The organism is Cupriavidus sp. FW216-B1, from assembly GCF_058789195.1.
Window position 1 is genome coordinate 19,377 of record NZ_JBYTEL010000011.1, and the last position, 15,430, is coordinate 34,806.

The 15,430-nt window shown below is 72.5% G+C and carries 9 protein-coding genes; 7 read left to right on the forward strand and 2 right to left on the reverse strand.

All coding sequences use genetic code 11. The annotated features are described in order from the left end of the window. Window positions 1-77 precede the first annotated feature (77 nt). The gene (uvrA, locus tag AC3WXD_RS21655; protein WP_492324680.1) at window positions 78-5,972 is read right to left on the reverse strand and encodes an excinuclease ABC subunit UvrA; all 5,895 of its coding nucleotides are present in this window, start codon (window positions 5,970-5,972) and stop codon (window positions 78-80) included. Between the two features lie 281 nt (window positions 5,973-6,253). Between uvrA and AC3WXD_RS21660 the strand changes: the two genes are divergently transcribed. From AC3WXD_RS21660 to AC3WXD_RS21670, 3 genes are all read left to right on the forward strand, one after another. Next, window positions 6,254-7,879, forward strand: a complete 1,626-nt coding sequence (locus tag AC3WXD_RS21660; RefSeq protein ID WP_492324681.1) for a thiamine pyrophosphate-binding protein — start codon at window positions 6,254-6,256, stop codon at window positions 7,877-7,879. 57 nt (window positions 7,880-7,936) lie between these two features. Beyond that, window positions 7,937-8,896 (forward strand): LysR family transcriptional regulator, encoded by a 960-nt coding sequence (locus AC3WXD_RS21665; RefSeq protein ID WP_020204811.1) that lies wholly within the window; start codon window positions 7,937-7,939, stop codon window positions 8,894-8,896. Between the two features lie 141 nt (window positions 8,897-9,037). Continuing rightward, window positions 9,038-10,021, forward strand: a complete 984-nt coding sequence (locus tag AC3WXD_RS21670; protein ID WP_059410424.1) for a Bug family tripartite tricarboxylate transporter substrate binding protein — start codon at window positions 9,038-9,040, stop codon at window positions 10,019-10,021. 63 nt (window positions 10,022-10,084) lie between these two features. Here the strand turns inward: AC3WXD_RS21670 and AC3WXD_RS21675 are convergent, their stop codons facing one another. Then, entirely contained in the window at window positions 10,085-10,633 is a 549-nt protein-coding gene (locus AC3WXD_RS21675; RefSeq protein WP_155888197.1) for a molybdopterin-binding protein, read from the reverse strand. A 279-nt stretch (window positions 10,634-10,912) separates the two neighbouring features. Here AC3WXD_RS21675 and AC3WXD_RS21680 point away from each other — a divergent pair, with 279 nt between their 5' ends. The 4 genes from AC3WXD_RS21680 (at window position 10,913) to AC3WXD_RS21695 (ending at window position 15,394) form a co-directional block, all read left to right on the forward strand. Beyond that, window positions 10,913-12,532: an MFS transporter gene (locus tag AC3WXD_RS21680; protein WP_029043991.1), complete on the forward strand. Its 1,620-nt coding sequence runs from the start codon at window positions 10,913-10,915 to the stop codon at window positions 12,530-12,532. A 158-nt stretch (window positions 12,533-12,690) separates the two neighbouring features. Further along, the gene (locus AC3WXD_RS21685; RefSeq protein ID WP_020204815.1) at window positions 12,691-12,903 is read left to right on the forward strand and encodes a hypothetical protein; all 213 of its coding nucleotides are present in this window, start codon (window positions 12,691-12,693) and stop codon (window positions 12,901-12,903) included. Between the two features lie 501 nt (window positions 12,904-13,404). Next, entirely contained in the window at window positions 13,405-14,208 is an 804-nt protein-coding gene (locus AC3WXD_RS21690) for a family 1 encapsulin nanocompartment shell protein (protein ID WP_020204816.1), read from the forward strand. 148 nt (window positions 14,209-14,356) lie between these two features. Next, window positions 14,357-15,394 carry a Dyp-type peroxidase gene (locus AC3WXD_RS21695; RefSeq protein ID WP_492324745.1) on the forward strand — a complete coding sequence of 346 codons (1,038 nt, stop codon included), beginning with the start codon at window positions 14,357-14,359 and terminating at the stop codon, window positions 15,392-15,394. Window positions 15,395-15,430 lie beyond the last annotated feature (36 nt).

A 15,430-nucleotide genomic window follows, 5' to 3' on the forward strand; every position in this document is an offset into this window, starting at 1 on the left:
CCGCCGCGCCGCTCAAGTTGGTGCAGGCGGGCAGGCAGGCGCGGCCCAGGTTGGTGCACGGCGCGGCGCGCCGGCCCCTAGGACACCGCGACTTTCCGCGGCCGCGCGGCCTGCGTGCCGGCCGGCGCGGCGACTGCCCGCCCGCGCGCCAGCACCGGCGCCAGCGCCGCCCCGGTATGGCTGGCCTTGACCTTCACCAGCCCTTCCGGATCGGTCGCGGCGACGATGGCGCCGCCGGCCACGCCGCCCTCCGGCCCGAGGTCGATGATCCAGTCGGCCTCGGCGATCACGTCGAGGTCGTGCTCGATCACCACCACGCTGTGGCCGCCGTCGGCGAGCCGGTGCAGCACGCGGATCAGCTTGGCCACGTCGGCCATGTGCAGGCCCACGGTGGGCTCGTCCAGCACGTAGAGCGTGTGCGGCGCCTGCTGGCCGCGCCGCGTGATGTCGTCGCGCACCTTGGACAGCTCCGTCACCAGCTTGATGCGCTGCGCCTCGCCGCCGGACAGCGTGGGCGAGGGCTGGCCCAGCGTGAGGTAGCCCAGGCCCACGTCCTTCATCAGCTGCAGCAGATGGGCGATGTTGGACATGGCGGCGAAGAATTCCACCGCCTCGTCGATCTCCATCGTCAGCACGTCGCCGATGTTCTTGCCGCGCCACGTCACCGCCAGCGTCTCGGGGTTGAAGCGCTGGCCGTGGCAGACGTCGCACGGCACCTTCACGTCGGGCAGGAAGCTCATGCCGATGGTGCGCACGCCCTGGCCTTCGCAGGCCGGGCAGCGGCCGTCGCCGGTGTTGAACGAGAAGCGCGAGGCGGAGTAGCCGCGCGCCTTGGCTTCGAGCGTCTGCGCGAACAGCTTGCGGATGGTGTCCCACACGCCGATGTAGGTGGCCGGGCACGAGCGCGGCGTCTTGCCGATCGGGGTCTGGTCCACTTCCAGCACGCGATCGATGCTCTCGAAGCCGGTGACGGCGTCGCAGCCCTGCCAGTCGTGCGCGACGTCGAGCTTGCGGCGCGGCTCGGCGCGCGCGGCGCTGCGCGTGCGCGCGGCATTGGCGGCATCGGCGCCGGCGGCCTTGCGCGCGCGGCGCGTGGCCGGCGACGACATCACCGAGCGGCCCACCGCGTCGAGCAGGTTGGTCATCAGCACGTCGCGCGCGAGCGTGGACTTGCCCGAGCCGGACACGCCGGTGATCGCCACCAGCCGCCCGAGCGGGATGCCGGCGGTGACGCCGCGCAGGTTGTGCAGCGAGGCGCCGTGCACGGTCAGCCATTGCGCCGGCACCGCCTCGCGGCCCTTGCCTTCGGGGCGCACCGCGCGGCGCGGCTGCAGCGGATGCAGGATCGGGTGCGCGAGGAACTGGCCGGTCAGCGAGTCGGGGCTGGCCGACAGCGCCGCCACCCCGCCCTGCGCCACCAGCGTGCCGCCGCGCTTGCCGGCGCCGGGGCCGATGTCGATGATGTGGTCGGCGCGGCGGATGGTGTCCTCGTCGTGCTCCACCACCACCAGCGTGTTGCCCTTCTCGCCGAGCTTGCGCAGCGCGTCGAGCAGGATCTGGTTGTCGCGCGGATGCAGGCCGATGGTGGGCTCGTCGAGCACGTAGCACACGCCCTGCAGGTTGCTGCCGAGCTGCGCGGCGAGGCGGATGCGCTGCGCCTCGCCGCCCGAGAGGCTGGGCGCGGCGCGGTCCAGGCTGAGGTAGCCCAGGCCCACTTCCTCGAGGAACTGCAGGCGGCTGCGGATCTCGCTGACCACGTCGCGCGCGATCTCGGCGTCGCGCCCGGCCAGGCGCAGCGTCTGCACCCAGCGGTGGGTGTCGGACACGGTCCACCGCGCCACGTCGGTGATGGCGTGCGCGTCGAACGTGACCGCGCGCGCCACCGGGTTCAGGCGCGTGCCGCCGCAGTCGGGGCACGGCAGGTCGGCCACGTCGTCGGGCTCCTGCTGCTCGGACGGCAGGGTCTGCTCGCGGCCGCGGTTGTCGTCGGCCATCACGGTGTCGTCGAAGGCGGCGCGCTGCTCGCGCGTGAGCGTGAGGCCGGTGCCGACGCAGCTCGGGCACCAGCCGTGCTTGCTGTTGTACGAGAACAGGCGCGGGTCCAGCTCGGGATAGCTGGTGCTGCACACCGGGCAGGCGCGCTTGGTGGAGAACACCGTGGTGGCGCCGATGCCGCGCGTGCCGCCGTTGCCCATCGCGTGGCCGAGGCCGTCGAGCGGCGCCAGCAGGTGCATCACGCCCTTGCCGGCTTCGAGCGCCTGGCCGAGCAGCGCGCGCAGCGCGGCCTCGTTCTCGGCCGAGACCTTGATGTCGCCGACCGGCAGCTCGATGGTGTGCTCGCGGAAGCGGTCCAGGCGCGGCCACGGATCGACCGGCAGGAATTCGCCGTCCACGCGCAGGTGCGTGTTGCCGCGCGCCTTGGCCCACTTGGCGAGGTCGGTGTAGACGCCCTTGCGGTTGACCACCAGCGGCGCCAGCAAACCCACGTGCTGGCCCTTGTAGTCGCGCAGCAGCTGCGCGGCGATGGACTCGGGGCTCTGCGAAGTGACCGGCGTGCCGTCGTGGATGCAGTGCTGGATGCCCAGCTTCACGTACATCAGGCGCAGGAAGTGCCAGACCTCGGAGGTGGTCGCCACCGTGCTCTTGCGCCCGCCGCGCGACAGGCGCTGCTCGATCGCCACCGTGGGCGGGATGCCGTACACCGCGTCCACCTCGGGCCGCCCGGCCGGCTGCACGATCGAGCGCGCGTAGGCGTTGAGCGATTCGAGATAGCGGCGCTGCCCTTCGTGGAACAGGATGTCGAAGGCCAGCGTGGACTTGCCCGAGCCGGACACGCCCGTGACCACGTTGAACTTGCCGTGCGGGATGTCGACGTTGAGCGCCTTGAGGTTGTGCTCGTGCGCGTTGACGATGCGCACCACGTCCACGCCTTCCACCGCGCGGCGCTCGCGCGCGGCGCGCAGCGCGGCCTGCAGCGGCACGCCTTCGTCGTCGAGCGCGAAGGCGTGGCCGATGGCGCGGTCGTAGTGCAGCAGCGCCTGCCCGGTGTGGGACGCGGCGCAGCCGCGCACGTCCTGCGGCGTGCCCACGCACAGCACTTCGCCGCCGGCGTCGCCGCCCTCGGGGCCGAGGTCGATGATCCAGTCGGCCGCGCGCACCACGTCGAGGTTGTGCTCGATCACGATCAGCGAATGGCCGCCGTCGAGCAGCTTGCCGAACGCGCGCATCAGCTTGGCGATGTCGTCGAAGTGCAGCCCGGTGGTGGGCTCGTCGAACATGAACAGCCGGCCTTCGTGCGGCAGCGGCTTGTTGCGCGACGCCATGCCGCCGTGCGCGGTCTCGGCCAGGTAGCCGGCTAGCTTGAGGCGCTGGGCCTCGCCGCCCGACAGCGTCGGCACCGGCTGGCCCAGCTTGACGTATTCCAGGCCCACGTCGACGATCGGCTGGAGCACGCGCAGCACCGCGGCGTCGCCGGCGAAATACGCCACCGCCTCGCTCACGGTCAGCTCCAGCACGTCGGCCACGCTGAGCGGGCGCGGCGGCTGGCCCGGCAGCGCGCGCTCGATCTTCACTTCGAGGATCTCGGCGCGGTAGCGGCGCCCGTCGCAGTCGGGGCAGCGCAGGTAGACGTCGGAGAGGAACTGCATCTCGACGTGCTCGAAGCCGGAGCCGCCGCACGTGGGGCAGCGCCCGTCGCCCGAGTTGAAGCTGAACATGCCGGCGGTGTAGCTGCGCTGCAGCGCCATCGGCGCCTTGGCGAACAGCTTGCGGATCTCGTCGAACGCGCCGACGTAGCTGGCCGGGTTGGAGCGCGCGGTCTTGCCGATCGGCGACTGGTCGACGAACACCACGTCGCTGACCTGCCCGGCGCCTTCCAGCCGGCGGAACGCGCCGGGCGCGTCGGTGGACTTGCCGAAGTGGCGCGCCATCGCCGGGTAGAGCACGTCCTGCAGCAGCGTGGACTTGCCCGAGCCGGACACGCCGGTCACGCACACCAGGCGCTGCAGCGGGATCGCCACGGTGACGTCGCGCAGGTTGTGCTCGGTGGCGCCTTCGAGCACGATGCGCGGCGTGGCGGCGTCCACCGGGCGCGGCGCCCACGCGGACAGGTCGGTCACCTGGCGGCGCCCGGCGAGGTATTCGCCGGTGAGCGTGCCGGACGCGCGGATGTCGCCCGGCGTGCCGTCATAGATGATATTGCCGCCGCGCTCGCCGGGGCCGGGGCCCATGTCGATCAGGCGGTCGGCCGCCAGCATCACGGACGGGTCGTGCTCCACCACCACCAGCGTGTTGCCGGCGTCGCGCAGGCGCCGCATGGCCTCGACGATGCGGTTGAGGTCGCGCGGGTGCAGGCCGATGCTGGGCTCGTCGAGCACGAACAGCGTCTTCACCAGCGAGGTGCCGAGCGCCGTGGTCAGGTTGATGCGCTGCACCTCGCCGCCGGACAGCGTGCGGCTCTGGCGGTCCAGCGTGAGGTAGCCCAGGCCCACGTCGCACAGGTACTTCAGGCGCGTGCGCACCTCGGCCAGCAGCAGCTTGAGCGCGTCGTCGAGCATCAGGCTCGGCAGCGTGAGCTCGTCGAAGAACTGGCGGATGCGCCCGATCGGCATCAGCATCAGGTCGTGCACGGTCAGGCCCGGCAGCGCCTCGAGCTGGCCGCGGTCCCAGTCCACGCCGCGCGGCAGGAAGCGCCGCGCCGGCTCGCACACGGCGTCGGCGCCGGCCTTGCCGCCCAGGCGCCACAGCAGCGCCTCGGTCTTCAGGCGCGCGCCGCCGCAGGTCTCGCACGGGGTGTAGCTGCGGTACTTCGACAGCAGCACGCGGATGTGCATCTTGTAGGCCTTCGACTCGAGATAGTCGAAGAAGCGCTTGACGCCGTACCAGTGCGTGTTCCACTTGCCGTTCCAGTCCGGCGAGCCGTCGATGACCCAGGCGCGCTCGGCCGCGGTCAGGCTGGACCACGCTACGTCGCGCGGGATGCCGGCCTTCGCGGCGTAGCGCATCAGGTCGTCCTGGCATTCCTTCCAGGCCGGCGTCTGCATCGGCTTGATGGCGCCGTCGCGCAGGCTCTTGCGCTCGTCCGGGATCACCAGCCCGAGGTCGACGCCGATCACGCGGCCGAAGCCGCGGCACGTCTCGCACGCGCCGTAGGCGGAGTTGAACGAGAACAGCGCGGGCTGCGGGTCGGCGTAGCGGATGTCGCTCTCGGGGCTGTGCAGGCCGGTGGAGAAGCGCCACACCTGCGGCTCGGCCGCCTCGTCGGCGGCGTTGAGCACGTAGACGTTGACGCGGCCGCCGCCGCGCTTGAGCGAGGCCTCGATGGCCTCCAGCGCGCGCGCCTTTTCCGTGTTGCCGAGGCGGAAGCGGTCGGCCACCACGTCGAGCACCTTGCGCGGGCCGGTCGGCGACGCGACCACGCGCTGCGCCTGCACGCGCGTGTAGCCGCTGACCGACAGCCATTGCGCGATCTCGGCCTCGGTGGTGGTTTCGGGCAGCTCCACCGGGAACGTCACCACCAGGCGCGGATCGTCCTGCGCGGCGCGCGCCTGCAATTCGGCGTAGATGGTCTCGGGCGAATCGTGGCGCACCGGCTGCGCGGTCTTGCGGTCGAACAGCTCGGCCGCGCGCGCGTAGAGCAGCTTGAGGTGGTCGTTGAGCTCGGTCATGGTGCCGACCGTGGAGCGCGAGCTGCGCACCGGGTTGGTCTGGTCGATGGCGATCGCCGGCGGCACGCCGTCCACGCGGTCCACCTGCGGCCGGTCCATGCGGTCGAGGAACTGGCGCGCGTAGGCGCTGAAGGTCTCGACGTAGCGGCGCTGGCCCTCGGCATAGAGCGTGTCGAACACCAGGCTCGACTTGCCCGACCCGGACGGCCCCGTCACCACCGTCATTTCGCCGGTGTGCAGGTCGAGGTCGAGATTCTTGAGATTGTGCTGACGGGCTCCGCGGATGCGGATGACACCGGATGACATGGCTTGCGTCCTCTTGGCTTGCGGTTTGCTGCGGGTGGGCGGGGCGCGGCGGCGAGTGTCGCCGGCGGCACGCAGCATGCGGTATTGGTACGATCAGGCCGCTATCCTATCCCGAAGCACGCGCGCGCGCCCGCTTGCCGGGTGTGGCGCTGACATCTCCTGACAGTACGCTGTCAGGAGAAAACAGGGACGGATACGCCGCCGGGCTGGCAAACTGCGGGCATGGCCGCGCCGCGGGCGGCGCCCGGCCCACACCGAAACCACGAGAACGGAAAAAAACGATGGCGAAGTCCCCACGCGGCGCCGACGCGCTCGCCGCCACGCTGGCGCGGGCCGGCGTGCGCCGCCTGTTCACCTTGTCCGGCAACCACGTGATGCCGGTCTTCGATGCCTGCCTCGGCGCCGGCATCGCGCTGGTGCACGTGCGCCACGAAGCCGCCGCCGTGCACATGGCCGACGCCTGGGCGCGCCTGACCGGCGAGGTCGGCGTGGCGCTGGTGACCGGCGGCCCCGGCCATGCCAACGCGGTGTCGGCGCTCTACACCGCGCAGATGTCGGAGTCCGCGGTGGTGCTGCTGTCCGGCCACGCGCCAAACCGGCAGCACGGCTTCGGCGCGTTCCAGGAAATGCGCCAGGCCGAGATGGCGGCGCCGGTGTGCAAGGCCGCGTGGACCTGCGCCGGCGCGGATGCGGTCGCCGCCGACATGGCGCTGGCGATGCGCATCGCCGCCGCCGGCCGGCCCGGCCCGGTGCACCTGAGCCTGCCGACCGACGCGCTCGAAGACCTCGTGGGCCCGGCCGGCGCGCCCGCTTCCGTCGCCGCGCCACCCGACGCGCCCGCGTTCGGCGCGGACGACGCGCGCGCCGTGCTGGCGCTGCTGGCCGGCGCGCGGCGCCCGCTGATCCTGGCCGGGCCGGCGTGGCTGAGCGCGCGCGGGCGCGCCGCCACCGCGGCGCTGGAAGCCGGCACCGGCATCCCGGTGGCCGGCATGGAAAGCCCGCGCGGCATCGCCGACCCGGGCCTGGGCGCGTTCGCGCAGATGCTGGCGCGCGCCGACTGCGTGCTGCTGCTGGGCAAGCGCCTGGACTTCACGCTGCGCTTCGGCGCCGCGCCCGCGTTCGCGCCGGACTGCGCCTTCCTGCAGATCGACGCCGACGCGGACGAACTCGCGCGCAGCCAGCGCGCCGCCGGCGAGCGCCTGCGCTTCGCGCGGCAGGCCGACGTGGGCAGCGCCATCGCGCAGCTCGCGCAACTCGCGGCCGGCAGCCAGGCGCACGCCGCGTGGCGCGGCGAAGTGGACGCCGCGATCCGCTACCGGCCAGCGGCGTGGGACACCGCGGCCGGCGCCGGCGCGCTGCACCCGGTGCAGGCCTGCCGCCCGCTGCAGACCATCCTGGACAGCCACCCCGACGCGGTGCTGGTTTCCGACGGCGGCGAGTTCGGGCAGTGGGCGCAGGCCTGCCTGCACGCGCCGCACCGCCTCGTCAACGGCCCCGCCGGCGCCATCGGCGCGGGCCTGCCGATGGCGCTGGCGGCGCGGCTGGCGCAGCCGGAAGCCCCGGTCATTGCCATGATGGGCGACGGCAGCGCCGGCTTCCACATCGCCGAGTTCGACACCGCGCTGCGCTACGGCCTGCCGTTCGTCGCCGTGGTCGGCAACGACGCGCGCTGGAACGCCGAGTACCAGATCCAGCTGAACAGCTACGGCCGGGACCGGCTGGTCGGCTGCGAGCTGCTGCCCACGCGCTACGACCAGGTGTGCGCGGCCTTCGGCGGGCACGGCGAGCTGGTGCGCGAGGCGCACGAACTGCTGCCCGCCGTGCGGCGCGCCATCGCCTCGGGCAAGCCGGCCTGCGTCAACGTGCGGATCGAGGGCGTGGCGGCGCCGCTGGTGGCGCGCGGCTAGGCACCGTGCACAATGCGGGCTGCCGCCCCCGAGCAGAAAAATCAGAGACACACAGACATGGAACTTCGGCAGCTACGCTATTTCGTCCAGGTGGTGGAGATGGGCAGCATGGGCCAGGCGGCGCAGAAGCTGGGCGTGGTCACTTCCGCGCTGAGCCAGCAGATCAGCCGGCTGGAGAGCGAGCTGTCCACGCGCCTGCTGCAGCGCACCTCCAGCGGCGCGGTGCCCACCGACGCCGGCCTGGCCTTCTGGCGCCAGGCGCAGCTCGCCATCCGCCATGCCGACGACGCGGTGCGCGCGGCCCAGCTCGCGCGCCTGTCCGGCCACGTCAGCGTGGGCATGGCGCCCAGCACCGTGGCCGTGCTCGGCCTGCCGTTCATGCTGGCCATGCGCGAGCGCTATCCCGACATCCGCCTGCATCTGGTGGAGAACCTGTCCGGCAACCTGGCCGCGATGATCGGCGCGCGCCAGCTCGACCTCGCCGTGCTGTTCCAGGTCGAAGCCGGCCAGCGCTGGAGCGTGACGCCGCTGCTGGAAGAGCGGCTGTTCCTGATCGCGCGCGACGGCCTGCCCGGCGTGCCCGCCGGCGGCCCGCTGGAGCTGGAGCAGCTCGGCGCGCTGCCGCTGATCCTGCCGAGCAGCCCGCACGGCCTGCGCGCGCTGCTCAACCAGGCGTTCGCGCGCGGCCAGCACCAGCCCAACGTGGTGGCCGAGATCGACGGCCTGGCCATGCTGATGGACGCGGTGCGCGCCGGCCTGGGCGCCACCATCCAGCCCGGCGCCGCGGTGGCGCGGCTGCTCGGCGAGCCGCTCGCCATGACCGAGATCGCCGACGGCGGCAACGGCACCCACGGCGGTAATGGCTCCGGCACGGTGTGCCGGCCCAACCTGCTGGTCAGCCTGAGCGACGACGAACTGTCGCCGGCCGGGCTGGCCGCGCGCACCGTGCTGGCCAGCGTGACGCGCGCGCTCGTCACCGAGGGCCGCTGGCCCGGCGCCACCCTTCACGAATCCTGAAGACCCCTTGCCGCAACGTGACTGGCGCCGCCCGGCGGCGCTGCGTACAGTCACGCCAACAGCGCGCCCCGCCGGCGCATGCCCTCGCATTGCCCGGCGCATGACGCACGCACGACAAGAGCCATCCCTCCAGGAGACATCATGCAGTCCACCGCCCGCCGCGCCGCGCTCGCCGGCATCATCGGCACCCTCCTCATGTCCGCCGGCGCCGCGTCGTTCGCGGCGGACCCGTGGCCCGCCAAGCCGGTCACGCTGGTGGTGCCGTTCGCCGCGGGCGGCACCACCGACATCATCGGCCGCACCATCGGCCAGAAGCTCGGCGAGGCGCTGCACCAGCCGGTGGTGGTGGACAACCGCCCCGGCGCGGGCGGCACGCTCGGCGCCGGCATCGTGGCGCGCGCGCAGCCGGACGGCTACACCCTGCTGCTGGCCACCGTGGCGCACACGATGGCGCCCGGCATCTACAAAAGCCTGCCCTACGACTTCATCAGGGACCTCGACCCCGTCGGGCTGGCCGCGCTGACGCCCAACGTGCTGCTGGTCAACCAGTCGATCCCGGCCAAGAACGTGCCGGAGCTGATCGCCTACATCAAGGCGCATCCGGGCAAGGTCAACTACGGCTCGGCCGGCACCGGCAGCACCGAGCACCTGTCCGGCGAGCTGTTCCGCTCGATGACCCACACCGACATCGCCCACGTGCCCTACAAGGGTGGCGCGCCGATGATGACCGACCTGATCGCCGGCCAGATCCAGATGGCCATCGAGACCAGCCCGTCGGCCGCGCCGCACGTGCGCAGCGGCAAGGTCCGCGCGCTGGCGGTGACGACGGCCAAGCGCTCGGGCGCCTACCCCGGCGTGCCCACGCTGGACGAGAGCGGCGTGAAGGGCTTCGAAGTGACCACGTGGTACGCCGTGATGGCGCCGCACGGCACGCCGCCGGCGGTGGAGCAGCGCGTGGCCGCCGAGCTGGCCAAGCTGCTCAAGCAGCCCGACGTGCAGAAGCGCTTCGAGGAACAGGGCGTGACCGCCGGCGACATGACGCCCGCGCAACTGGCCGGCTTCATCCGCGCCGAGACGGTCAAGTGGACCAAGGTGGCGAAGGACTCCGGCGCCAGCGCGGAGTAAGACGGAAAGACCCGGCGCGGCACCCCGCCGCGCCGCCCGCCGCGATGGCGGCGCCCCGAGCGCCTAGCCCGCGGCCTGCCAGCCGCGCACCTCGATGCGGTTCACGGCGCTGGCCTGCCTGGGGCCGAGGCGCAGGTCGCCCAGCGACACCAGCTGCAGGCCGCCGGCGGACGGCGGCAGCGCCACGCCGTCCTGCTCCACCATCACGATGGCGCCCTCGCCCACCGGCGTGTTGTACAACTCGTGCCAGGTGAACAGGCAGGCGTAGCCGTCGCCGGCCAGCGCGGCGATGACCAGCCGCTTGCACACCGCGCGCGGCAGCGACTGCATGCCCGCCGCATCGAGCAGCGCCGTCAGCCGCACGCCGCGCATGCCGCCCAGGTCGCGCACGTGCCGCCCCGAATAACACGCGATGGTGGCCGGGCCGCTGCGCACGTCGGCCAGCGCGAGCAGCTCGTCGCGGCCGAAGCTGCGGCTGCCCGGCAGCACGCCGGTCACGGCGATGCTGTCGGAGAAATGCCGGACGTCCTGCATATCCTGCGCGTCCTGCGCATGCGGCGGATGCGCCTGCGGCGCGGTTTCGGTCAGCATGGCGTCTTGCCTCCGTGTCATCTGGGTTCCGCGCGCGGGCCGCGCAACCGGCTCGTAGTATATCGCCGAATATAACGGCAAACCCCGCTGCCGGAACGCCGCGGCATTGCGCGTGCCGCCGGCGCCGCAGGCCGTGGCCAGCGCATGCCCGTTGTGCTTCCTCGCGCCCTTGCCTACCATGCACTCACGCCCCGCGGCGCCGACAGGCGCCGGGCGTCCAGCCGACGGAGGTAGCGACATGACCCCACGTGTACCCGCTTGCCGGCCCGGCGCCCGCGCGGCCCGCCACCGGGCGGCGCCGTGACGGCGGCCGGCGGCGACGCGGGCGCCAGGCCGGCCGGTAGCTTCGCGCCGCTGGCGCAGACCACCTTCGCCGTGCTGTGGGCGGCCACGGTGCTGGGCAACGTGGGCAGCTTCATGCGCGACGTGGCCAGCGCCTGGCTGGCCACCGACCTGTCCGGCTCGCCGGCGGCCGTGGCCACGATCCAGGCCGCGGCGACGCTGCCGGTGTTCCTGCTGGCGATTCCCGCCGGCGTGCTGTCCGACATCCTCGACCGGCGCCGCTTCCTGATCGTGATCCAGGCCGCGCTGGCGCTGGTGAGCGGCACGCTGATGACGCTGGCCTGGCGCGGCGCGCTGACCATCGAGATCCTGGTGGCGATGGCCTTCGCCGGCGGCATCGGCGCGGCCATGATGGGGCCGACCTGGCAGTCGATCGTGCCCGAGCTGGTGCCGCAGCGCGAGCTCAAGAACGCGGTGGCGCTCAACGCGCTGGGCGTCAACATCGCGCGCGCCATCGGCCCGGCCGCGGGCGGGCTGCTGCTGGCGGCCTTCGGCGCGGCCGTGACCTATGGCTTCGACCTCGCCAGCTACGTCTTCGTGGTGGCGGCGCTGCTGTGGTGGAAGCGCCCGGCCCGCGCCGACGACCCGCTGCGCGAGCAGTTCTTCGGCGCCTTCCGCGCGGGGCTGCGCTTCACGCGCGCGCACCGCCGGCTGCACGTGGTGCTGGCGCGCTCGGCCTGCCATTTCGCCTTCGGCAGCAGCGTGTGGGCGCTGTTGCCGCTGGTGGCCAAGCAGCTGCTGCACGGCGGCGCGAGCCTCTACGGCATCCTGCTCGGCGCGGTCGGCGCGGGCGCCATCCTCGGCGCGCTGGCCATGCCCGGCCTGCAGCGCCGCCTCGATGCCGACGGCCTGGTGCTGCTGTCCGCGCTCGCCACCGCGGCGGTGATGGCGGCGCTGTCGGCCGCGCCCCCGGTGTGGCTGGCGCTGCCGCTGCTGCTCCTGCTGGGCGCGGCGTGGATCATGGCGCTGACCACGCTCGGCGGCACCGCGCAGGCGATCCTGCCGAACTGGGTGCGCGGCCGCGCGCTGGCGGTGTACCAGATGGTCTTCAACGGCGCGATGGCGGGCGGCAGCCTGCTGTGGGGCTTCGTCGCGCAGGAGCTGGGCGTCGCCCAGGGGCTGATGGCGGCGGCGGCCGGGCTGGCCGTGGCCGGCGTGGCGCTGCACCGGGTCAAGCTGCCGCGCGGCGAGGACGACCTCGTGCCGGCGCACCACTGGCCCGAGCCGGCGCTGGCCGAAGCCGTGGCGCATGACCGCGGCCCGGTGATGGTCCAGATCGCCTACCGCGTCAGCAGCGAGAACCGCGACGGCTTCCTGCGCGCGGTCCATGCGCTGTCCGAGGAACGGCTGCGCGACGGCGCGTTCAACTGGGGCGTGATGGAAGACGCGGCCGATCCCGGCGCGTTCACCGAGTGGTTCCTGGTGGAGTCGTGGGCCGAGCACCTGCGCCAGCACGAGCGCGTGCCGAACGCCGACGCCGACCTCCAGCGCGACGTCAGCCGCTTCCACAGCGGCCCCGGCGCGCCGCAGGTGCGCCACCTGCTGGCGGTGGCGCCGCCGCCACCCGCGGCGACCTGAGGCACCCCGCGCGTGCGCGGCACGCCGCATGCGGAAAACGCAAACGACTGTGTATGCGGCCCGGGCGACGCTGCCCCCGCGCCGAAAGACCTCTATACTGGACTCATGCTGCACCACAGCATTTCGTGGTTCGCGCAGCGCATTCCCAGGAGGCAGGCATGTCACTCTGCGAGCTGTGCATGGCGCAAGTCGACCGCCCCGGCCATTTCCCGCCACATCCGCGGCTCGTCAAGGCCAGTACGTTCCACGCCGGCGCGGGCGGCAACGCGTTCGTCTATCGCTGCCAGGTCTGCGGGCAGACCATCCTGCTGTCCGCCACCACCGAGGACGGGCCGGACCGCTGGACCCATCTCAAGAGCACCGAACCGTAACAGGCGGGCGCGCCGCAACAAAAAGAGCCGTCCAGCAGACGGCTCCAGTGGTTCCCCGCGATCAATGACCGCCCGGCCGGCTCGCGGCGTCTCTGGGGACGCACGTCCAGCATGATCGGCAAGGCGGCACCGGGCACGGCCACGGCGTGTTCACTGCTTGTCCGCGCCGGCCCGATCCGTTGCGGATTGTGCCGGCGCACGGTGACAGCACGAAGTCGGCACGGTGGCCCGGGCGGCACTCGCGGCAGGCGCGCATGGCGCAGATGGCGCAGATGGCGCCCCGATAGTGTCCCTTGAGGCACAGCGGAATCGGCCGGAAGCAAGACGATGCGGAAGAAGCCTTGCCGCGCACTTGCCCCGCCCGGGACGTTCATCGAGAATGACCGGGCAGCCACGCCCGGCCGGCACGCCGGCGGCCGTGGCCGGAGGAAGGGAATACGAAACACGCGACGACGGCATGACGATGCGCCTCGTGGCGGCCAGTCAAAGGAAAGCCTTCAAATGAACAATCTTCATCGGGAACTCGCACCGCTGTCCGAAGGTGCGTGGGGACAGATCGAGCAGGAAGCATCCCGCACCCTCAAGCGCTACTTCGCGGCGCGGCGCGTGGTGGACCTGATCGGGCCGAAGGGACCCGAGCTCGCCGCGGTCGGCACCGGCCACCTGCGGCAGATCGCCGCGCCGGGCGACGGCGTCGAAGCCACCCAGCGCGACGTGCGGGCGCTGGTGGAGCTGCGCGTGCCGTTCGAGCTGTCGCGCGCGGAGATGGACAGCGTCGAGCGCGGCTCGAACAATCCCGACCTGCAGCCGCTCAAGGACGCGGCGCGCAAGCTCGCCGACGCCGAGGACCGCATCGTCTTCGACGGCTACGCGGCGGCCGGCATCCAGGGCATCGCCCAGGGCGCCAGCAATGTCGCGCTGGCCCTGCCGGCCGACATCAGCGGCTATCCGGCCGTGGTGGCGCAGGCGGTGGACCAGCTGCGCCGCGCCGGCGTCGACGGCCCCTACCGGCTGCTGCTCGGCGACCAGCCGTTCACGGCCCTGAGCGGCGCCACCGACAGCGGTTATCCCGTGCTGCGCGACATCCGCGAGCTCGTGGACGGCGACATCATCTGGGCGCCGGCGATGCAAGGCGGCGTGGTGCTCACCGAGCGGGGCGGCGATTTCGAGCTGCACGTCGGCCAGGACGTCTCGATCGGCTACCTTGGCCATACCGACACCACCGTGCGCCTGTACTTCCAGGAAACCCTCACCTTTCTCATGCTGACGGCCGAGGCGGCCGTGGTGCTGGGGCACGCCGGATAGTCGGCAGTCACCGGCAGCGGCCTGCGCGCGGCACGCGGGACCACCGGCCACGGTCGGCGGCCCCGGGCCGCGCCGGCGCCATCGCAAAATTGATCCGCGCGCATCGTTCCGCTATTGTTGGAACCCGATGCAAAAAACACTCCCCGACATGCCCAACCACATCCCCGAGCAGCAAGCCGTCTGCAGTCCGATCACGCGCAGCGCGATCTTCATCGTCGCCGTCATTTCCCCCGGCGACGAACACGCCGAAACGGTGCGCGCGCTGTGCGCCGACATCGCCGCGCTGGTGCGCTCCGTGGGCAAGCGCGTGCCCGCCGGCAACCTCTCGTGCGTGTGCGGATTCGGCTCCGATGCCTGGGACCGGCTGTTCGGCGACCCGCGTCCCGCGGGCCTGCACGCCTTTCGCGAATTCGGCGCCGGCGACCGGCGCGCGGTGGCGACGCCGGGCGACCTGCTCCTGCACATCCGCGCCGAGCAGATGGACCTGTGCTTCGAGCTCGCGACCCAGTTGATGGGCCGGCTCGGCGAGGCCGTCTCGGTGGTGGACGAAGTGCACGGCTTTCGCTACTTCGACATGCGCAGCATGGTGGGCTTCGTCGACGGCACCGAGAACCCGACCGGCGCCGAAGCCGTCGACTTCACCATCATCGGCGGCGAGGACGCCGCGTTCGCCGGCGGCAGCTACGTGCTGGTGCAGAAGTACCTGCACGACATGGCCGGCTGGAACAAGCTGCCCGTCGAGACGCAGGAACGGATCATCGGCCGCACGAAACTCTCGGACATCGAGCTCGACGACGCGGTCAAGCCGTCGTCGTCGCACAGCTCGCTCACCACGCTCGAGGAAAACGGCGAAGAGGTGAAGATCCTGCGCGACAACATGCCGTTCGGCCAGCCCGGCAAAGGCGAGTTCGGCACCTACTTCATCGGCTATGCGCGCTCGCCCCGGCCGATCGAGCAGATGCTCGAGAACATGTTCGTGGGGCGGCCGCCCGGCAACTACGACCGGCTGCTCGACTTCAGCAAGGCCGTCACCGGCGGGCTGTTCTTCACGCCGTCGGCCACGCTGCTGGAAGCCCTCGCCGAGCGCCAAGCCGGTGCCGCCGGGGCCAGCCTGCCGTCCGCGGCGCCACGCGAGGACGGCTCGCTGAAGATCGGTTCGCTGAAGGTGGCTTCGGAAGCGGACTGAGGCGGCGTTGCCGACAAGGCAGGCTCGCCGCCTGCC